Here is a 19,600-nt window from a genome sequence, read left to right as displayed (position 1 = left end):
CACAATATGATTTATCCTGATGAAGCAATGCTTTACGCACCGGTTGAATGGCACGACTGCTCCGAAGGTTTCGAGGACATTCGTTATGAAAAATCCACCGATGGTATCGCAAAAATCACCATTAATCGTCCGCAGGTGCGCAATGCCTTCCGTCCTCTGACGGTAAAAGAGATGATCCAGGCGCTGGCGGATGCGCGTTATGACGATAACATCGGCGTGATCATTCTGACTGGCGCAGGCGATAAAGCGTTCTGCTCTGGCGGCGATCAAAAAGTCCGTGGTGACTACGGTGGTTATAAAGATGACTCCGGCGTACATCACCTGAACGTGCTGGACTTCCAGCGCCAGATCCGTACCTGTCCAAAACCGGTTGTCGCGATGGTGGCTGGCTACTCCATCGGCGGCGGTCACGTTCTGCACATGATGTGCGATCTGACCATTGCGGCAGAAAACGCCATCTTCGGTCAGACTGGGCCGAAAGTCGGTTCCTTCGACGGCGGCTGGGGCGCTTCCTATATGGCGCGTATTGTCGGGCAGAAAAAAGCGCGTGAAATCTGGTTCCTGTGCCGTCAGTACGACGCAAAACAGGCGCTGGACATGGGCCTTGTGAACACCGTTGTGCCACTGGCGGATCTGGAAAAAGAAACCGTCCGCTGGTGCCGCGAAATGCTGCAAAACAGCCCGATGGCGCTGCGCTGCCTGAAAGCTGCGCTGAACGCCGACTGCGACGGTCAGGCAGGGCTGCAAGAGCTGGCGGGGAACGCCACCATGCTGTTCTATATGACGGAAGAAGGTCAGGAAGGTCGCAACGCCTTCAACCAGAAACGTCAGCCTGATTTCAGCAAATTTAAACGGAATCCGTAATGCGTAGCGCGCAGGTATACCGCTGGCAGATCCCCATGGACGCGGGGGTGGTTCTGCGCGATAGGCGGTTAAAAACCCGCGACGGGCTGTACGTTTGCCTGCGCGATGGCGGGCGCGAAGGGTGGGGAGAGATCTCCCCACTGCCGGGCTTCAGTCAGGAAACTTGGGAAGAGGCGCAAAGCGTGCTGCTTGCCTGGGTAAATGACTGGCTGGCAGGCGATTGCGAATTACCGCAAATGCCTTCCGTCGCCTTTGGCGTGAGCTGCGCGCTGGCAGAGCTTACTGATACGTTGCCGCAAGCAGCCAATTACCGTGCGGCACCGCTGTGTAACGGTGATCCGGACGATCTGATCCTCAAACTTGCCGATATGCCTGGCGAGAAAGTGGCGAAGGTCAAAGTGGGATTGTACGAAGCCGTGCGCGATGGCATGGTAGTGAATCTGTTGCTGGAAGCGGTTCCGGATCTGCATTTGCGTCTTGACGCGAATCGCGCCTGGACGCCGCTGAAGAGCCAGCAGTTTGCCAAATATGTCAATCCGGATTATCGCGACCGCATCGCTTTTCTCGAAGAACCGTGCAAAACACGCGATGATTCCCGCGCCTTTGCCCGTGAAACTGGCATTGCCATTGCCTGGGATGAAAGCCTGCGCGAGCCGGATTTTGCCTTTGTGGCGGAAGAGGGCGTGCGCGCGGTGGTGATCAAACCTACGCTCACGGGCAGCCTGGAGAAAGTACGCGAGCAGGTGCAGGCGGCGCACGCGCTGGGGCTGACGGCGGTGATCAGTTCTTCCATCGAGTCGAGCTTAGGCTTAACGCAACTGGCGCGGATTGCGGCCTGGCTAACGCCAGACACCATTCCGGGTCTGGACACGCTGGATCTGATGCAGGCGCAGCAGGTTCGTCGCTGGCCGGGTAGCCCGCTACCGTTAGTGGAAGTAGATGCACTGGAGCGGCTGCTATGATCTTCTCTGACTGGCCGTGGCGTCACTGGCGGCAGGTGCGGGGAGATGCCATCGCCTTGCGTCTCAATGACGAGCAACTCAACTGGCGCGAGCTTTGTGCTCGCGTCGATGAATTAGCGTCGGGATTTGCGGCGCAGGGCGTGGTTGAGGGCAGCGGCGTGATGCTGCGGGCGTGGAATACGCCGCAAACGCTGCTGGCCTGGCTTGCGTTGTTGCAATGCGGTGCGCGGGTGCTTCCCGTCAACCCACAGCTTCCGCAGCCGTTGCTTGAGGAGTTGCTGCCCAATCTTACGCTGCAATTTGCGCTGGTGCCGGAAGGGGAGAACACCTTTCCGGCGTTAACGTCACTGCAAATTCAGGCTGGAGAGGGCGCATATGCAGCTATGTGGCAGCCGACACGCCTGTGCTCAATGACGTTGACCTCTGGTTCTACCGGGTTGCCGAAAGCAGCTGTTCATACTTATCAGGCTCATCTTGCCAGCGCCGAAGGGGTGTTATCGCTGATTCCGTTTGGCGATCACGATGACTGGCTGCTCTCTTTGCCGCTATTTCATGTTTCCGGTCAGGGAATTATGTGGCGCTGGTTATACGCTGGCGCGCGGATGACGGTGCGTGATAAACAGCCATTGGAGCAAATGCTGGCAGGCTGTACGCACGCTTCGCTGGTGCCGACGCAGCTCTGGCGTTTGCTGGTTAACCGTAGTTCCGTTTCCCTGAAAGCGGTGTTACTTGGCGGCGCGGCTATCCCGATCGAGTTGACGGAACAGGCGCGCGAGCAGGGTATTCGTTGCTTTTGCGGCTATGGTCTGACCGAGTTTGCCTCCACGGTGTGTGCGAAAGAAGCCGACGGTCTGGCAGACGTCGGTTCGCCGCTGCCCGGTCGGGAAGTGAAAGTTGTTAACGATGAGGTATGGTTGCGCGCTGCCAGTATGGCAGAAGGTTACTGGCGTAACGGGCAACTGGTGTCGCTGCTCAATGATGAAGGCTGGTACGCTACGCGCGATCGCGGCGAGATGCATAACGGTAAACTGACCATTGTCGGGCGCTTGGATAATCTGTTCTTTAGCGGTGGCGAAGGTATTCAGCCGGAAGAGGTGGAGCGGGTTATTGCTGCGCATCCTGCGGTTTTGCAGGTGTTTATCGTCCCCGTTGCAGACAAGGAGTTTGGTCATCGCCCGGTAGCTGTGGTGGAGTATGACCAGGACAGCGTGGATCTTAGCGAATGGGTGAAAGATAAGCTGGCCCGTTTTCAGCAACCGGTGCGTTGGCTGACGTTGCCATCAGAACTGAAAAACGGCGGCATTAAAATTTCACGCCAGGCGTTGAAAGAGTGGGTTCAACGCCAGCAGTAATGGAACATCCGTTTCACTTCTCATTTTTGCCATTCCATTGCCGTTGATAAAGAGTTTATCTGTTAATCTGTAACTTAATGTGAAAACTCTTAGTTAACAGGATAATGCAATGGAATGGCTGGTCAAAAAATCGTGTTGCGATAAACAAGATAAGAGACATGTAATTATGCTCTGCGATGCTGGCGGCGCGATAAAAATGATCGCTGAAGTGAAGAGTGACTTCGCCGTGAAAGTGGGGGATTTACTCTCGCCTTTGCAGAATGCGCTTTACTGTATTAATCGTGAAAAGTTGCACACGGTGAAAGTCCTCTCGGCAAGCAGTTACAGCCCCGATGAGTGGGAACGGCAGTGTAAATCGGCTGGGAGAATTCAGTAACGTTGTTTTGTCGTGGGAAGGAAAATCAGCATTAATCCGCTCGCAATACAGGTTACGCCCAGCAGCGCTTTCAGTGAAAAAGTCCCTTCCCAACCAGGAAGCACCATTGAAGCAATCCATACCAGTACATAACTCATACTCAGTAAGGCATAGGCTTTGCTGAGTGCCAGTTGATGTAACGCTTTATACCAGCAAAAAACGGAGATCAGATAACCAAGCAATCCGACCAGCAGAATCTGACCACCGGAATCAAAAGCAAAAAACGCCGCGATAAAATCCCGCCACCGCGTCATCGATGGCAGATGACTTGCCGCATAACCCAGACTTAATTGTGCTGCAGAAGCAATCATGACGCTGAATAATCCCCACATCAGCCCCATTACACCGTACTCCCCAGGATCACAATGCCGCCAATAATGAATGCTACCCCGCACCAGTGACGCAGCGATACTGGCTCGTGCCACAGTTTTACTGCCGCCAGCGTCACCCAGACAAAATTCAGACTCAACATCGGGTAGGCAATGCCTACCGGAACGCTCTGCAAGACCAGTAGCCAGAGCACCATCGCAAGGCCAAGACAAGCCAGCGCCAGTCCCAGCCACAGTACGATATGTTTGCGCCGTTTTTTTATTGCCACAAAGCCGGTTGCCTGTTTCTGACACAACTGCCCGGCTACGCTAAGCAGACTGGCAAAGACTAAAATCATCCAGATCATTTGGGGCGATACTGAATGAGCACCAGACGTCCCTGATGATCGATGGCATCAGCGGGCGGAATGGCGAGACTGTTGATGTCTTCATCGCGGTCAACCGAAAGCACGAGTGTAATCATCCCCTCCTGACGATGTTGATTAAGCCAGTTTGCGAACTCATCACCGCTGACAAATCTCCCTTGCGCATCCGGATAATTAAGGCCGTATTTCAATTCACCCGTCTGGCGATACATGATGATGTCATCGCGTTGCAGGCTCCATGCCAGACCAGCGGCAACGCCGACGCTGTCGGTAAGAATATAGCGGCTTGGCTGCAGTGATTCTTGTGTCATCTCGACAAAAAATTGCGGATGTTTTCCTTCCATAACTCTGTCAGGAATTGAAAATCCTACCAGCAACGCCATCCCCAGCGGGCAAAGCGCGGCATAAGGCCAGGTTTTATCCACGTTTGTTAAGGTATACCAGCCGAAAAATGCCCATAGCGAAAAAATCGACCATGCACAGAAGACTTTATAGCTCTCGAAGGTTTGCCACACTGGAGTGTTCATTGCTCCCCAGGGGGAGACTACAAACGTGACAATAATGCCAGTGACACCAAAAGCGATGTTAATCCAGCCATTCATCCGCAACGCCAGAGGATTATTTTTTGCTGCCAGCAAAGCGTAATGCGCCATCAGCATTGCCAGAGGTGCAAAGCAGGAAAGAATATAGGTAGGTAATTTGCCTTTCGCGACGGAGAAAAACAGCAGCGGCATCACCGTCCAGCTCAACAAATAGACGGTTGCGGAATGCTTGCGGTTTTTCCAGCCTGTGTACAGTGCACCGGGGAGTAACCCCAGCCACGGCAGGCTACCGGCAATAATGACCGGCAAGTAGTACCAGAACGGAGCTTTATGCTGGGCATCATCCATCGCAAAGCGTTGAATATGCTCAACCCAGAAAAAATAATGCCAGAAGTCAGACTCCCGCTGCGCTATCGCCAGTCCCCAGGGGAGAACCGTCAGTACGCAACTGATAACCGCCAGCCAGCCGTAAATAAAGAGATCTTTCCAGCGTTTTTGCGTCGCTACCCATGGCAGCACGCTTAATACCGGCACGGCAAGGGCGAGAAAACCTTTAGTCATCACCCCCATGCCGCAGGTGATCCCCAGCAGTAAAAATCCCACGCTTTTGCCTTTCCACGTCTGTGCCTGCATTGCCAGCCAGAAGCTGCACATTCCCGCCACCAGCCAGAATGCAATAAACGGATCGAGCACGGCATAAGTGCCGATGGCATAGACAATAAACAATGAGAGATAAATCACTGCGGCGAGTAGTGCCAGACGTTTATCGCGCCATAAGCGCAGTGTAAACCAGGCCACCAGCGCGGCGGTTAACAGGGTCGCAAAGATAACGCCTGCCCGCACACCAACGTTATTCGCACCAAATAGCCATTGCCCAATGCTGTTAATCCAGTATCCGGCAATGGGTTTTTCGAAATAACGTAGCCCTAACAGATGGGGCACAATCCAGTCGCCGGAAGCCAGCATTTCCCGACTGATTTCCGCATAACGTGTTTCATCAGGTTGCCAGAGCAGACGATAATTAATCGGCAAGAGATAATAGGCGGTGATAAACGCAAAGAATGCTGCGTAATAGCGAACGGATTTCATGGAAGCATTCCCGCAGCTTGTTGGCAACCCAGCCAGCCTTCACGTCCGGCAATACTTCCGCGAACAACTTGTCCGAGTGGCAACGTTTCTGATAACAGTTCGCTTAAAGGGCAAAATGTCACGCCTTCCTGGGCAGCACGTTTCAGGAGATCCACAAAATTATGCTGATAAGCGCAGCCTTCAACTTCTGCATGAATGGTATAAACCGGCGTGCCTTTATCTCGCAGGATGCGGTTGAGTAGCCAGCCGTTAAAATCTTCCGCTTTCACATCCCGACCAATCACTTCATCCCAGGTGGGTAAGGTCACCGGAATTTGCGTAGTACCGGGTTTTCCTGATTCGAGCAATGGACGAAACGGCATCGCCCCACGACAATCGCTGTTGTAGCGCAAATGGAACGCTTCTTTTGCTTCGATCACCTGCTGGTCGGCACGCCAGCCCGCAGCGGCAGAACAGGTTACCGGTTGGCCGATAATCTCTTCAAGGGTGCGAAGACCACGTGCAATATCGTCGACCATCGTTTGGCGATCCCAGTTACCGCTTTGGGCTTGCCAGGCATGGTGATCCCAGGCGTGTAGGCCGACTTCGTGGTATTTAGCCGCTTCGCGAATGATATCGGCGTTGGCATAACCAATCTCTTTACCTGGCCATGCCGTACCGGCCAGTAAAATATCCCAGCCATAAAGCGATGCCGCGTTTGAGCGCAGCATCTTCCACAAAAACTGTGGTTTCACTAGTCGCCAGAGATGGCGACCCATATTGTCCGGGCCGACGCTGAAAAAAATGCTGGCCTGAATATTATGCTTACTCAAGATTTCCAGAAGGCGCGGCACGCCTTCACGGGTGCCACGAAAGGTATCGACATCAATGCGTAAGCCCACTTTGGTCATGATCATTTTTCCGTAAGATCGACAGTGCGCAGGAAGAAATTCAGTGTTTCGTCGATGGTTTCCTGCATATCAATTTTCGGTTCCCAGCCCAGGCAGCGGTGGGCATTGCGGATGCTCGGTTTACGATGCTCTACGTCCTGATATCCTTTGCCGTAGTAGCTGCTACTTTCGACAACCCGAAAGCCCGCAAACGGTGGGAAGTGATGGCGCAGTGGATGTTTTTCGAAGCTCGCCAGCAGCATCTCGCCCAGTTCCTCAATGCTCGCTTCGTTATCAGGATTGCCAATGTTGATAATTTCGCCGTCGCAGCGATTTCCCGCATTTTCGATAATGCGGTATAACGCTTCAATGCCATCCCGAATATCAGTAAAGCAGCGTTTTTGTTTTCCGCCATCAATCAGCTTAATCGGTGAACCTTCCACCAGGTTGAGAATGAGTTGCGTAATAGCGCGCGAACTGCCAATTCGCGCTGCATTCAGGTTATCCAGCCTTGGCCCCATCCAGTTAAACGGACGGAAGAGGGTGAACTGTAAACCTTCTTTTTCGCCATACGCCCAGAGCACCCGATCAAGTAATTGTTTTGAAACCGAATAAATCCAGCGAGGTTTATTCACCGGGCCGACGATTAAATTAGAATGGTCTTCATCGAAGTATTTATCGCTACACATCCCATAAACTTCTGAAGTCGACGGGAAGATGATTCGCTTACGGTACTTCACGCAATAACGGATAATGCGCAGATTCTCTTCAAAATCGAGTTCAAATACGCGCAGCGGGTTGCGGGTATATTCAATCGGTGTGGCTATCGCCACCAGCGGCAAGACGACATCACATTTTTTGACGTGATACTCAATCCATTCGGAATGAATACTGATATCGCCTTCGACAAAGTGAAAATGCGGATGATTCAGAAAACGGCTTATCGCATCGCTGCCGATATCCAGACCGTAAACTTCATAATGATCTTCGCGCAGCAGGCGTTCTGTCAGATGGTTACCAATAAAGCCATTCACTCCGAGGATGAGTACCCGGGTACGGCGTCGGGCAGCGCAGGTTGATTGGCTATTTAATCGTGAACCTTGCACCAGCCCCAGCGTTTGCGCTAATTGTGAGCCTTGCATGGTAATGCCGTCGCCCGCCTGTCCGGTGACGATTTCCAGCGTGCCATAACCACAGGCAATCAACAGCGGTGAAACAGAAATCACGCTGCCCGACTGTGCGGCAGTAGTAAGGGAATGAACGCGGGACGACCAGACTGTAAATTTCTGATTGCCAACATAGCTAAAGGCGCCAGGCCAGGGATCGGCAACGGCACGCACCATGTTGTGGAGTTCACAAGCCGGTTTATGCCATTCGAGGCGGCTGTCCTCCGGTGTTCTGCGACCAAAACAGGTGGCTTCGTTCTCACGCTGGGCGATTTCCAGAATATTACCGTGTTTAATAGCGGGTAACGTCTGTTCCAGTAACTGACGCGCGGCGTGGCACAATTTATGATGTAGCGTAATGGCAATATCATCCGGCGCAATGGTAACGCGTAGCTGGGCAATAATGGCCCCGGCATCGGCACGTTTCACCATTCGGTGCAATGTAACGCCCGTTTCCGTTTCACCGTTCACCAGCACCCAGTTCAGCGGCGCGCGACCACGATATTTCGGTAACAGCGAACCATGCAGATTAAATGCGCCTGCGGGAGCAAGCTGCAAAATCTCGTCGCTGATCAAATGGCGATAATAAAAAGAGAAAATCACATCAGGTGACAGTTGGGCTATGCGTTCTACCCACAGCGGATGGTTAACGTTATCCGGCGCGTAAACCGGAATGCCTCTTTCCGCCGCCAGACGAGCCACCGAACCATAAAACGCTTTTTCGCCAGGATTATCGGTATGAGTAAAAATGGCGCTAATTTCGTAACCGGCAGCCAGCAAGGCTTCAATGCCCAGGCATCCCATATCGTGATAGGCAAAAACGGCGGTTTTCATTATTCATTTTCCTTGCTGGATGGACGGATAACTTGCTGAACAAAATAGCGGGGGCGGGCGCGGACATCGGTGTAGATCCTGCCGATATATTCACCGAGCAAGCCCATGCCGATAAACTGAGCGCCAATAAAGGTAAACAGCACGGCAAACAGCATAAAGACTCCTTCAGCCGCCCATTGTGGTCCGAAGGTCAGGCGTAAAATCACCAGCAGCACCGCGATGCTAAAACCGCCAATCGCAATAATGCTGCCGAGCAGACTCAGCATACGTAGCGGCGTAGTGGTAAGGCAGGTCACCAGGTCGTACATCAAATTAATCAGGCGCATAAAGCTGTATTTGGATTCACCAAACTCACGCTCGGCATGATGCACCGGAATTTCAATGGCGCGGCGGGCAAAGATATTCGCCAGAATAGGAATAAAGGTGCTGCGTTCATGGCAGTGCAACATCGCATCGACAATATGCCGGCGATAAGCGCGCAGCATACAGCCGTAGTCGCCCATCGCTTTGCCGGTGGTGCGCTGGATAAGCCGGTTAATCATCTTCGAGGCGGTTTTACGAAACCAGCTGTCCTGGCGATTCTGGCGCACAGTCCCTACCACGTCGTAACCTTCATCGGCTTTTTCCACCAGGTGGGGGATTTCTTCTGGTGGATTCTGGAGATCGGCATCAAGAGTAATGATTAAGTCGCCGGTAACGTGACTGAATCCCGCCATAATTGCCGAATGTTGTCCGTAATTGCGGTTAAGCAAAATAGACACAATATGGCTGCCCTCCGCTTGTGAGGCATCGACCAGCATTTGTGCGGAGTTGTCGTTACTGCCGTCATCAACCAACAGTATTTCATACTCTTTGCCCAGTGATTCACAAGCTGCGGTGGTGCGCCTGATTAATTCCGGTAAACTTTCCTGCTCGTTATAAATGGGAATAACCACCGAGACTTTCTTAACAGGGTGGATTTCAAACATGGCTTATTGTCCTGCGAGTTGCTGAAGGGCAGTGATGACGCGATCGGCATCGGCGGTGGTCATATCCGGGAACAGCGGCAACGAACAGATGCGTTCGCTATTCCATTCCGTATTCGGCAACGACAGCGTTGGAAAACGCTCGCGATAATATTTTTGCGTGTGGGCGGCGCGGAAATGTAACCCGGTTCCAATGCCTCTTTCTTTTAACGCTTCCATCAGAGCATCGCGGCTGATACCACAACGTTGTTCATCAACACGAATGATAAACAGATGCCAGGAGTGAACGTGTGACCATGCAGGAACGCTTAAAGGCTGGAAAGGGAGAGTTGCCAGTGCTTGCTGATATTGCAGGGCAATGTCGCGACGGCGAGTATTTAGTTGCTCTAATTTATTCAACTGCGTCAGAGCTATCGCAGCGTTAATATCGGTCAGATTGTACTTATAGCCTGGCGTTAATACTTCAGCCTGCGGTGTGCGGCCCCAGGTTTGTCTGTCGTATGCATCGACACCCAGACCATGAAATTTCAACATGCGTAACTGGCGGGCGAGGTTTTCATTATCGGTAACAATCAGGCCGCCTTCCGCGCAGGTAATATTTTTGATGGCGTGAAACGAAAAAATAGCGGTGCCCTTTGCACCAGTATGCTGACCTTTGTAATACGTACCGACGGCGTGGGCGGCATCTTCAATGACCGCGATACCGTGGCGTTCAGCAATGGCGCGAATGGCGTCAATATCTGCTGGCGCTCCGGCATAATGCACCGGGATAATCGCTTTGGTGTAGGGCGTAATGGCCGCTTCGATCGCTTCAGGCGTGATCATCAGCGTATCGCAATCAACGTCCACCATCACCGGCGTTGCGCCCAACAGGGAGATCATATTGAGGGTTGAAACCCAGGTCATGGAGGGGGTGATGACTTCATCATCAGCGCCAATCCCCAGCGCCATCAGCGTGATATGCATTCCAGCAGTGGCCGAGCTGACTGCGATGGCATGTTGATTTCCTGTCAACTGGCAAAAGGCCGCTTCCAGTGCTTGATTCTTCGGGCCAGTGGTTATCCAACCGGATTCGAAAACCTCTTGAACTGCAGCGAGTTCTTCCGCGCCTATTGCCGGACGCGAAAAAGGTAAAAAGTCTGACATCGTTTTTCCTTCGGCCATTGAATACCTTTCCCTGTTATTCGCTAATATCTGTCATAGGGAACGTTATGTGTATTTTGCCATTTGGAATGAAATTCTAAGGGTAGAATATTAATTTAACCTTAAGGAATGAATATAAGGCTTAAATATTATTTTTTTTGTTTTTGTATCTTATTCAGGCTTTTAATTTGACAAGATTTAAGGCATTTTGCGTGCATCGTAATGTTTTAATACTATCCCAGCCACTATTTACCGGTGAAAATGTCGTTTGTTTTCGCGGTCATTTAGCTGGCTACGCTTGTCTATAGGTGGAGCTTAAGTGTTAGCTTTTAGTGGGACTTCGTTGAAGTCTAAAAAATATATCTACATTTTACTGGCGCTTGGGGCGATTGTGGGGCTGGGTACACATGCTGCCTGGAGCAGTAATGGTTTGCCGCGTATCGACAATAAAACGCTGGCCAGATTAGCGCAGCAGCATCCGGTTGTGGTTCTGTTTCGCCATGCGGAACGCTGCGATCGCTCCTCTAATCAATGCTTGTCAGACAAAACAGGCATTACGGTGAAAGGTGCTCAGAATGCCCGTGAACTGGGCAAAGCTTTTAGCGCGGACATCCCTGATTTCGATCTTTATTCCAGTAATGCCGTTCGGACTATTCAATCAGCGACCTGGTTTTCTGCTGGAAAAAAACTGACGGTAGATAAACGGTTTTTACAATGTAGAAATGAGATTTATAGCACAATTAAGGAGTTGCAAAGCAAAGCTCCAGATAAAAATATCGTTATTTTCACCCATAACCATTGTCTGACCTATATCGCAAAAGATAAACGTAGCGTGACATTTAAACCAGATTATCTGGATGGGCTGGTAATGCATGTGGAAAAAGGCAACGTTTTACTGGATGGTGAGTTTGTTAATCGGTGATTTGTTAATATGACAGCCAATAATGGCTGTCATTACTGTTACATCAGACCTTTCAAACGTAATGTTTTCTGAGTGGCGACATTCAAATCATAGTGCGCAAGATCTTCAGGTTTTACCCATGCGTATTCCTGAAACTCTTCGTTAATTTTCACTTCACGGTTGGCAGAGACGCAGTCAAAGATCAGGTAAATCATATAAATCTCTTCCTTGCGGCCATCTGCATATGTCTTGATGCGAATATCATCACTGAACGTCCACGGCGTGATGTCAGTAAGAATCAGTTGCTCGCCCAGCTCTTCTCTGATTTCACGACGTAATGCTTCTTCAATGCGCTCACCGGGTTCTACGCCGCCGCCAGACAGCGCCCATTGTCCGGGGAAAACGCCGCGATCGTCGGCCATTTTACACAGCAGATAAGCACCATCATTTTGAATTAAGGGACAAACTATAGTCCGTTGCCGCATGGGAATATTCCTTACCACCAAAAATAAAACAAAAGAATACGGCAATGGATCAACGCGTGAAAGTGGCATTGGTCTTTTTTGCGATGATAATCATGGTGATTGTTTTTTGGGTTTCATCTTTTTGGTGGCTACTTTTTCTGCACTTAATTATTCAAGAAGTATTTAGTTACAATAAGTTAGCAGATCGCTTTTTTCACGCATTGAATCCTCTGTGTCAGGCAGTACAATCCCGCAGCTTTGGGGACTTTTAATTATCTTCTTGCGGGAAAAGGTAAAAATGAAAAAATTTGCACTGCCAGTTCTGGCTGGAATGCTATTGGTTTCTGCATCGGCAAATGCGATAAGCATTAGCGGTCAGGCGGGAAAAGAATATACCAATATTGGCGTCGGTTTCGGTACTGAATCGACCGGTCTGGCATTAAGCGGTAACTGGACACATAACGATGACGACGGTGACGTCGCGGGCGTTGGTCTGGGATTGAATCTGCCGCTGGGACCGTTAATGGCAACTGTGGGCGGTAAAGGCGTTTACACCAACCCGAACGACGGCGATGAAGGTTATGCCGCAGCGGTAGGCGGTGGCTTGCAGTGGCAAATTGGCGATAGCTTCCGTCTGTTTGGTGAGTATTACTACTCTCCGGATTCGCTCTCCAGTGGTATTAAAAGTTATGAAGAAGCGAATGCTGGCGCGCGTTACACCATTATGCGTCCAGTCAGTATTGAGGCGGGTTATCGCTACCTGAATCTGTCGGGTAAAGACGGTAACCGCGACAACGCCGTGGCTGACGGCCCGTATGTCGGTGTTAACGCCAGTTTCTGATGCCTTCCGGCGCGGCGTTCTGCCGCGCCATTCAGTTTCTTACTACGCCTTATCTCCCTTTGCGTTATAGTGATTCGATAACAAAAGCAGGAGATAACCATGTTAAAAGTGGAAATGTTATCCACCGGGGATGAAGTGTTACACGGGCAAATCGTTGACACTAACGCTGCCTGGCTGGCGGATTTTTTCTTTCACCAGGGATTGCCATTATCTCGCCGCAATACGGTGGGCGATAACCTTGATGATTTAGTGACCATTCTGCGCGAACGTAGTCAGCACGCCGATGTGCTGATCGTCAATGGCGGACTGGGGCCGACCAGTGATGATTTAAGCGCACTCGCCGCAGCGACAGCCAAAGGTGAAAGCCTGGTTCTTCATGAAGCCTGGCTCAATGAGATGGAACGCTATTTCCGCGAACGTGGTCGCGTAATGGCGCCGAGTAATCGCAAACAAGCGGAGCTGCCTGCCAGTGCTGAATTTATCAATAACCCGGTAGGCACCGCTTGTGGTTTTGCCGTACAGCTTCACCGTTGCCTGATATTCTTTACCCCCGGCGTACCGTCGGAGTTTAAGGTGATGGTGGAGCATGAAATCCTGCCGCGCCTGCGCGAGCGTTTTTCTTTGCCGCAGCCGCCGGTTTGTCTGCGGCTGACAACTTTTGGTCGTTCGGAAAGCGATCTGGCGCAAAGCCTGGATGCGTTGCAACTACCGCCAGGTGTGACGATGGGCTATCGCTCTTCCATGCCGATTATTGAATTGAAACTCACTGGACCGGCAAGCGAGCAACAGGCGATGGAAAAACTGTGGCTGGACGTTAAACGCGTCGCCGGGCAGAGCATGATTTTCGAAGGCACAGAAGGACTGCCTGCACAAATCAGTCGCGAACTGCAAAGTCGCCAGTTCAGCCTGACGTTGAGTGAGCAATTCACCGGTGGTTTATTGGCTTTGCAACTCGCGCGCGCAGGTGCGCCATTACTGGCATGTGAAGTGGTTCCTTCACAGGAAGAAACTCTGGCGCAAACTGCACACTGGATTACAGAACGGCGGGCCAACCATTTTGCCGGGCTGGCACTGGCTGTTTCTGGTTTCGAGAACGAGCATCTCAACTTTGCGCTAGCCACACCAGACGGCACTTTCGCTCTGCGTGTGCGTTTCAGCACTACGCGCTACAGCCTGGCTATCCGTCAGGAAGTGTGCGCAATGATGGCACTGAATATGCTGCGCCGCTGGCTGAACGGGCAGAACATCGCCAGTGAGCATGGCTGGATTGAGGTTGTTGAGTCGCTGAGACTGTCGCCGCAATAATAGTCCAGGTGCCGGATGCTTCCGGCACCTGTTCGCGGGTTTATTGCTGTTCATTACGGAAACGAAAGATAAAATGTCGCATCCGCATCCGCTTTTCCTGGCGTTACATTACTTTCTGTCTGAATATATCGCGCACTAAAATTCAACGACGTGGCTGATTGCTGAATATTACTTAACTGTAAAACGTAATCAGGTTGATTAAGGGGGATAATATTTTTATTCTTATCTAAGATCTGTACGCCAACCCCAGAGGCAGAATTATTCTGTTGAGTTAGCTTCAGGATTGAATTATTACTTCCACTTACCGTATCGCCTTCAAAACGTATGGCGACATTGGTTCCCGGATCACACGTTAGTCCGATATTAAAATCTACCAGCGCCGAAGTGGAGTTAATCCCTTTGAAGGTGGTGTCGGAATTAATTCCTGCGGCGGGTGATAATGAAACTGGAACATCAGGCGTGTTCAGGTCGCAGCTCAATGAGTGAAGATTAATAATGGTGTTGCTAAATTCGAGAGAAAATGCCTCAATATTATTCCACCAAATGCCAGCATTACTAAAACGAGATAAATCAATTTCACCACCCTGTAATTCCCCGATGACTTTTAATTGTATGCGGAAATTACCCTCAACGGAAAAGTTGTTTTTATTTGCAGTGCTGGTGCGTTTAGGGTATTCCATGCAGTAATTGTTTGGGGTGGTATTATTATTCTTTAAATCGTAAAATATTTTAATGCCGACGCCAGAATTTTTTCCATTAGTCAAAGGCACATTGAATAAACAGATATCACTGCCGACTAAAGTTGAAGGAGAAGTGGCAAACCCTTCACTGTAATCAGGATAATTATCTGAGCATGTGATCTGTCCTGAGTGACTGGAATGGTAACTTCGATCAAAAATTATGGTTCCTGGCGCTGTGTTTTTATTGTATTCAGAATTGATCGAAATATCAGAAAATGAAACTAATGCCGGTCCACCACTGGTGTAGCTACATGTTTTAGCGAAACTAAGAGAAGGAACAAAGGCTGCTATCAAAATAACCAGCAGCAATAACGCTTCACGACTTGTAACTTTATAAGTACTGATGATTTTTATCTTCATGATGTTAATCACACGCTGCGGTGGCAATAATAAGATTAGTCATGTTTTGCGGTGTCTGAAGTAGTTCTGGTAATATACGAACCTGGCAACTTTCAGTGGCCGATTTTCCCCACTTGACTTGCCATTTTTGATTAGCTTGTGCGCCGGATAAATACGTTTCACCGTTTCGCCCAACGAGGGTTGAAATTTGCTCATCTTTAGCAGTGACTACGGCTCCAAAGGGAACAAATTTGTCTTTATGCATTAAGGTTAAAAGTAATTTCTGACCATATCGCGTTGAAAAATTGGCTACGACTAATGCGCCTTCCGTAGGAATAACTTCTTGTACCGGTTCCGGTATTTCAACATTTGACGGCAAGGTTTGCGTATTGATGGCGATACGGTTGCGCTGAAATGCTGATGCGTAAGGGATGATGGAGTATCCTCGCCAGTCGGTATAAACCGACGTTCCTCTGTTAATGCCCAGCCCACTGGCATCAGGGGCGCGCACCAGAATCGATGATTCACCTAAAGACTGAGCAAGGGTTAATCCATACGGATGCAGAACAATTGCGCCCTGCATATTGTAATTTAATTGCCGTTGATCCTGACCATAGTTCCAGCCTGCGCCAATTACGCCTTTACTGGAGCGATAACTGAGTGACGTATTGCCACCATAACCTTGATCGCCATGACTTTGTTGCAGACTATAACTGAGATTATTATCTTCCAGCGCAGTACCGTTAAGCGCCACACTGTTTAAAGTGTGACCGCTATTACTGCTGGTGTTATTGTAATTAACATGCGCACCAGGTAACCATTTTCCTAGTGGAACGCTGACAGAAAGTGAGAGTTGTTGATCGTTCTTATTATTGTCTGGCATTCGTGTCAGTAAATAACTTAGGCTAAAACTCACATTTTCCCAACTATGACTATACCCTACGCTGAGGCTGCGCTCTTTACCCCCGAGTCCCCAATAATCTTGTTGATAGCCCGAAATATTGAACTGACCAAACGAGGGGATCGCCTGATTAATGGTAAGTTGTAACCGACGATGGCGGTTATAGTTGTTACGGTATGAAAACGCGTCGTCCTCATCATACTCTTTATTATTTTGTGCTTCGCTAAAGGTATAGAAATTCTCTGTGGAATAACGGTAGCCAGCAAGCGTGATATTCGTTTCAGTGCTGGAGAAATTTTTCGAGTAAAGCAATCGGTAAGATTGTCCTTGTTGTGAACTGTCATCAACCGTCTGGCTATATGAACGAGTAATGTCTGCTGAAAGCGAGCCAAAGTGTTGTAAATCGACACCTGCGCCTAATGCGCCAGAACGATAATCACTGGCAAAAATTGTGCCACCATAGAGGGTAATGCCTGCAGGTAAACCGTAAATCAGCGTCGCCTGAGCAAAGCCGGGTTTATCATGGGAGTTATCAGATGAGCGATATTCTCCGCCAGATAAACTATAAGACATGGCTCCTTCTCGGCGCATGACAGGAATTGAAGCTGATGCCTGAATATATTTTTGTTCGCTACCATCAGATTCTTTTACCGTGACTTCCATATCCCCACCAGAAGAAACAGGAGAGACATCATGTAATTCGAAAGGACCTGGGGATACCGTACTTTGGTAAATAATATAATTATTTTGTCGAATCGTCACTTGCGCATTGCTTTTGGCAACGCCGCGAATAACGGGGGCAAAACCTCTCATGCTGTAAGGAAGCATATTTTCATTACTTTCCAGTTTTACCCCGCGAAACTGGAAACTATCGAAAACGGCTGAATCTGTCCAGGTATCGCCAAGAATGAGTTTGCTGGTTAACGCAGGGATATTTCGCCAGATATAGGTATCAATATTTTGCCAGGTGCCATCGTTGTAATTAATGTTATTTCTTAAACGCCAGGGGCCAAGATTAATACCATTATTCAGATTAAGGTATGAACTATTATCTGAACGACCATCTTGCCAATTATGTGAGCCGCTAAAATAGTAATTTGTAAACAACGCAGGCAATCCATTATCCCATAAAACCGGATCAATATACCCGTTTGCGGCATTGTTCATCGCCAGTTGTGGAACTGACAGATACAGGCGCAGCGAACTCTGCTCAAAGCGCACTGATGAAAAGGGAATATAATTTTCTAAATTCGTCACGATATCGTCATCTGCCAGCGTGGCAAATGACGCGGAGGGGCTATTGGCAACCCCCATAGCGATATACTCTTTTTTGCTTAACACAGGTAAGAGTTTGTTCGCTTTATCATCAACGACAAAATCAATATCTTTACGTGTAATGCGTTGATTATTCATAAAAACATCGACCCGATATTTACCGGGCACCAGGCCATCATTTTTGTCAAAATTTTTAATGGCTTCCAGTTCGCTTTCTGAAGCCCCTGACTCTAAAAGTTTGTAATTAAACACCTCGCGGGCGTAACTGTTTTGTAACAGTGTCAATGGCACTATTGTTACAACAACATGCAAACAAAATAGATGTAAGGAGTTCATGTTATTATTACTTTCCTTGTACGAGATAATTCCTGTCGTTTTCCTGAACAATCTATTGCGCTTATAACCGGGTCTTTATGGTATTTGTCGTACCGCCGTAATCATTTATTGCTGACCATTCAACACTATTGTTTTCAGAAGAGGATGCGGTCAGAGTATATGTTTGCTCGCCAAATGGATTGAGCATCATTTTCACAACGCCGTTTCCTTTATACGATACGGGCTTACCATTCACTGCCAGAGTGCGGAAGGTGACAAAGTAAGGTGTTGGGTTTTTGGCGATTAGCCTGTTGCCTTGTATCCGGAAAGCGATTTTGCTATAGGCGGTATTGGCATCATCAGCAAGCCCCAGCGGACGATAAAAAACTTTGAGCTGGCTCTGAACGGCAAATTGCAGTTGATTCGGCACCTGTGAAGACTCTTCTGACATCCCAGGAATGGATTTTACATTTAGCCAAAAAATGGATTCACGATCCTCCGGCAATTTTTGCGTACCGGTATAGATTAAGCGGAAAAGCGTGTTTTTCTGAGCTTCCAGTTTAACTAACGGCGGAGTGAGTACAAATGGCGTTTTCTTATTTGCATCATTGGCAAAGTCACTCATCCAGGCCTGAACAAGGTATGAACGCTCTTTATCTTGATTCGTCACTTCTACAGGGATTTCCCGCGCCGTGGACGGGTAAATAATTCTTGTTCCCCGAATAACCACTCCCCCGTAAGCAATGTTGGCAAATAATACAATCAGTAATAAAGAGTATTTTTTCATGCATTTTTACTTTAGTAATTAAGGGGTGTAGTAATTTCACCCCTTTGAAATATATCATTAATAGTAAGCGATACGATAATCCGCAGTCGCGTTACCCTGACCTTCAGTAATTGTATCTGCTGTTCTGACATAAACCGCTTTATAATTAAAGCTATGCTTGCCATCACCATTGGTTGGGCTAATGGATGAAAGTGTTACCGCAGAGCTTTCTGCATCGGTACGATCAGTAGCAAAATTAATCGGTGAAGAAGCACCTTCACGATAAATACGAATCCCTACGCCTGTTGCTTTATCTGCACCGGTGTCAATTGCCAGGGCTGTATTATCGGTGGCATCGGTGGTATTACCGCTAAATTCAAGGTTGATGCTACCTAATTGTGTCGTACAACCGGTAAGATTAATATTAAAATCTGTTGCAGAGTTTGCTGCTTCATTACCTACAGCAGCGCCAAAATCAGCAACGTCCACTGTCTGAAGCGTTACGGTCTGGTCATTCTGTCCCTTGCCTGTACCTTGCTCTAAGTCACAAGTTGATGCAGTAATTAGCCCATTGAAATGAACTTTACCGGCGGGAGTGTCCGCATAACTTAAAGCCGATATACCCATCAGGAGAACAGATAACGATGGAATGAGAATTTTTGCTTTCACTTAAGTTCCTTTTATATTGATGAATGGAATAATATTATATTTTTAATATATTAAACAGGCGGGATTATATACGCAAATAAATATTTATAAACAAATTTTTTTGCGGGAATTATCAAAGTAATTCTAAACATATAATGCTGGTGAATATGTTTAATTTTTAATAATCGTATATTATTATTCTTTGATGTT

The 19,600-nt window shown here is 48.9% G+C and carries 20 protein-coding genes; 8 read left to right on the top strand and 12 right to left on the bottom strand.

Annotated features, from left to right (window positions below; translation table 11 throughout):
* Nucleotides 1–6 precede the first annotated feature (6 nt).
* The 4 genes from menB to pmrD all read left to right on the top strand — a co-directional run bounded on the left by menB (nt 7) and on the right by pmrD (nt 3,554).
* A complete protein-coding gene (gene menB, locus A7Z29_RS17465) occupies nt 7–864 on the top strand; it encodes a 1,4-dihydroxy-2-naphthoyl-CoA synthase (protein WP_000640000.1) in 858 nt (285 codons plus the stop codon).
* Nucleotides 864–1,826: an o-succinylbenzoate synthase gene (gene menC, locus A7Z29_RS17460; RefSeq protein WP_001255575.1), complete on the top strand. Its 963-nt coding sequence runs from the start codon at nt 864–866 to the stop codon at nt 1,824–1,826. Before menB ends, menC begins: the two co-directional genes overlap by 1 nt.
* On the top strand, nt 1,823–3,178 hold the full coding sequence (gene menE, locus A7Z29_RS17455) for an o-succinylbenzoate--CoA ligase (protein ID WP_000577537.1): 1,356 nt from the start codon (nt 1,823–1,825) through the stop codon (nt 3,176–3,178). Before menC ends, menE begins: the two co-directional genes overlap by 4 nt.
* A gap of 109 nt (nt 3,179–3,287) precedes the next feature.
* Nucleotides 3,288–3,554, top strand: coding sequence for a signal transduction protein PmrD (gene pmrD, locus A7Z29_RS17450; protein ID WP_105290551.1), 267 nt, complete (start codon nt 3,288–3,290; stop codon nt 3,552–3,554).
* Here the strand turns inward: pmrD and arnF are convergent.
* The 7 genes from arnF to arnB are packed head-to-tail and all read right to left on the bottom strand — an operon-like array spanning nt 3,548 to nt 10,898.
* The gene (arnF, locus tag A7Z29_RS17445) at nt 3,548–3,934 is read right to left on the bottom strand and encodes a 4-amino-4-deoxy-L-arabinose-phosphoundecaprenol flippase subunit ArnF (protein ID WP_105290550.1); all 387 of its coding nucleotides are present in this window, start codon (nt 3,932–3,934) and stop codon (nt 3,548–3,550) included. The two genes, pmrD and arnF, sit on opposite strands and share 7 nt — an antisense overlap.
* Nucleotides 3,934–4,269 (bottom strand): 4-amino-4-deoxy-L-arabinose-phosphoundecaprenol flippase subunit ArnE, encoded by a 336-nt coding sequence (arnE, locus tag A7Z29_RS17440; protein ID WP_000638041.1) that lies wholly within the window; start codon nt 4,267–4,269, stop codon nt 3,934–3,936. The genes arnF and arnE overlap by 1 nt, the downstream gene beginning before the upstream one ends.
* Nucleotides 4,266–5,918: a lipid IV(A) 4-amino-4-deoxy-L-arabinosyltransferase gene (gene arnT, locus A7Z29_RS17435; RefSeq protein WP_105290549.1), complete on the bottom strand. Its 1,653-nt coding sequence runs from the start codon at nt 5,916–5,918 to the stop codon at nt 4,266–4,268. The genes arnE and arnT overlap by 4 nt, the downstream gene beginning before the upstream one ends.
* The gene (gene arnD, locus A7Z29_RS17430) at nt 5,915–6,808 is read right to left on the bottom strand and encodes a 4-deoxy-4-formamido-L-arabinose-phosphoundecaprenol deformylase (RefSeq protein WP_105280567.1); all 894 of its coding nucleotides are present in this window, start codon (nt 6,806–6,808) and stop codon (nt 5,915–5,917) included. Before arnD ends, arnT begins: the two co-directional genes overlap by 4 nt.
* 2 nt (nt 6,809–6,810) lie before the next feature.
* Nucleotides 6,811–8,787 (bottom strand): bifunctional UDP-4-amino-4-deoxy-L-arabinose formyltransferase/UDP-glucuronic acid oxidase ArnA, encoded by a 1,977-nt coding sequence (gene arnA, locus A7Z29_RS17425; protein ID WP_105290548.1) that lies wholly within the window; start codon nt 8,785–8,787, stop codon nt 6,811–6,813.
* A complete protein-coding gene (gene arnC, locus A7Z29_RS17420) occupies nt 8,787–9,755 on the bottom strand; it encodes an undecaprenyl-phosphate 4-deoxy-4-formamido-L-arabinose transferase (RefSeq protein WP_000461630.1) in 969 nt (322 codons plus the stop codon). The genes arnA and arnC overlap by 1 nt, the downstream gene beginning before the upstream one ends.
* Before the next feature lie 3 nt (nt 9,756–9,758).
* On the bottom strand, nt 9,759–10,898 hold the full coding sequence (gene arnB, locus A7Z29_RS17415; protein WP_105290573.1) for a UDP-4-amino-4-deoxy-L-arabinose aminotransferase: 1,140 nt from the start codon (nt 10,896–10,898) through the stop codon (nt 9,759–9,761).
* Between the two features lie 316 nt (nt 10,899–11,214).
* Here arnB and ais point away from each other — a divergent pair, with 316 nt between their 5' ends.
* Nucleotides 11,215–11,817, top strand: coding sequence for a lipopolysaccharide core heptose(II)-phosphate phosphatase Ais (gene ais, locus A7Z29_RS17410; RefSeq protein WP_032225759.1), 603 nt, complete (start codon nt 11,215–11,217; stop codon nt 11,815–11,817).
* Between the two features lie 38 nt (nt 11,818–11,855).
* Here ais and nudI read toward each other — a convergent pair whose 3' ends face one another.
* On the bottom strand, nt 11,856–12,281 hold the full coding sequence (gene nudI, locus A7Z29_RS17405) for a nucleoside triphosphatase NudI (RefSeq protein ID WP_001249882.1): 426 nt from the start codon (nt 12,279–12,281) through the stop codon (nt 11,856–11,858).
* A 44-nt stretch (nt 12,282–12,325) separates the two neighbouring features.
* On the opposite strand from nudI, the gene A7Z29_RS17400 reads away from it, so the two are divergent.
* From A7Z29_RS17400 to A7Z29_RS17390, 3 genes are all read left to right on the top strand, one after another.
* A complete protein-coding gene (locus A7Z29_RS17400; protein WP_105290547.1) occupies nt 12,326–12,532 on the top strand; it encodes a hypothetical protein in 207 nt (68 codons plus the stop codon).
* A gap of 26 nt (nt 12,533–12,558) precedes the next feature.
* Nucleotides 12,559–13,101, top strand: coding sequence for a YfaZ family outer membrane protein (locus A7Z29_RS17395; RefSeq protein WP_000712688.1), 543 nt, complete (start codon nt 12,559–12,561; stop codon nt 13,099–13,101).
* A 99-nt stretch (nt 13,102–13,200) separates the two neighbouring features.
* Entirely contained in the window at nt 13,201–14,406 is a 1,206-nt protein-coding gene (locus A7Z29_RS17390; protein WP_105290546.1) for a nicotinamide mononucleotide deamidase-related protein YfaY, read from the top strand.
* Nucleotides 14,407–14,459: 53 nt separating this feature from the next.
* Here A7Z29_RS17390 and A7Z29_RS17385 read toward each other — a convergent pair whose 3' ends face one another.
* The 4 genes from A7Z29_RS17385 to A7Z29_RS17370 form a co-directional block, all read right to left on the bottom strand.
* Nucleotides 14,460–15,506: a fimbrial protein gene (locus A7Z29_RS17385; RefSeq protein ID WP_128568110.1), complete on the bottom strand. Its 1,047-nt coding sequence runs from the start codon at nt 15,504–15,506 to the stop codon at nt 14,460–14,462.
* Nucleotides 15,507–15,510: 4 nt separating this feature from the next.
* The gene (locus tag A7Z29_RS17380) at nt 15,511–17,997 is read right to left on the bottom strand and encodes a fimbria/pilus outer membrane usher protein (protein WP_001086635.1); all 2,487 of its coding nucleotides are present in this window, start codon (nt 17,995–17,997) and stop codon (nt 15,511–15,513) included.
* A 61-nt stretch (nt 17,998–18,058) separates the two neighbouring features.
* On the bottom strand, nt 18,059–18,763 hold the full coding sequence (locus tag A7Z29_RS17375) for a fimbrial biogenesis chaperone (protein ID WP_000760903.1): 705 nt from the start codon (nt 18,761–18,763) through the stop codon (nt 18,059–18,061).
* Nucleotides 18,764–18,820: 57 nt separating this feature from the next.
* Nucleotides 18,821–19,411, bottom strand: a complete 591-nt coding sequence (locus A7Z29_RS17370; RefSeq protein WP_000644765.1) for a fimbrial protein — start codon at nt 19,409–19,411, stop codon at nt 18,821–18,823.
* Nucleotides 19,412–19,600: the final 189 nt, after the last annotated feature.

It is taken from the genome of Escherichia sp. MOD1-EC6842, from assembly GCF_002965705.1.
Taxonomy (GTDB): Bacteria; Pseudomonadota; Gammaproteobacteria; order Enterobacterales; family Enterobacteriaceae; genus Escherichia; species Escherichia ruysiae.
Note: the sequence above shows the minus strand (reverse complement) of the source record. Positions and strands in the feature narration are given on the sequence as shown.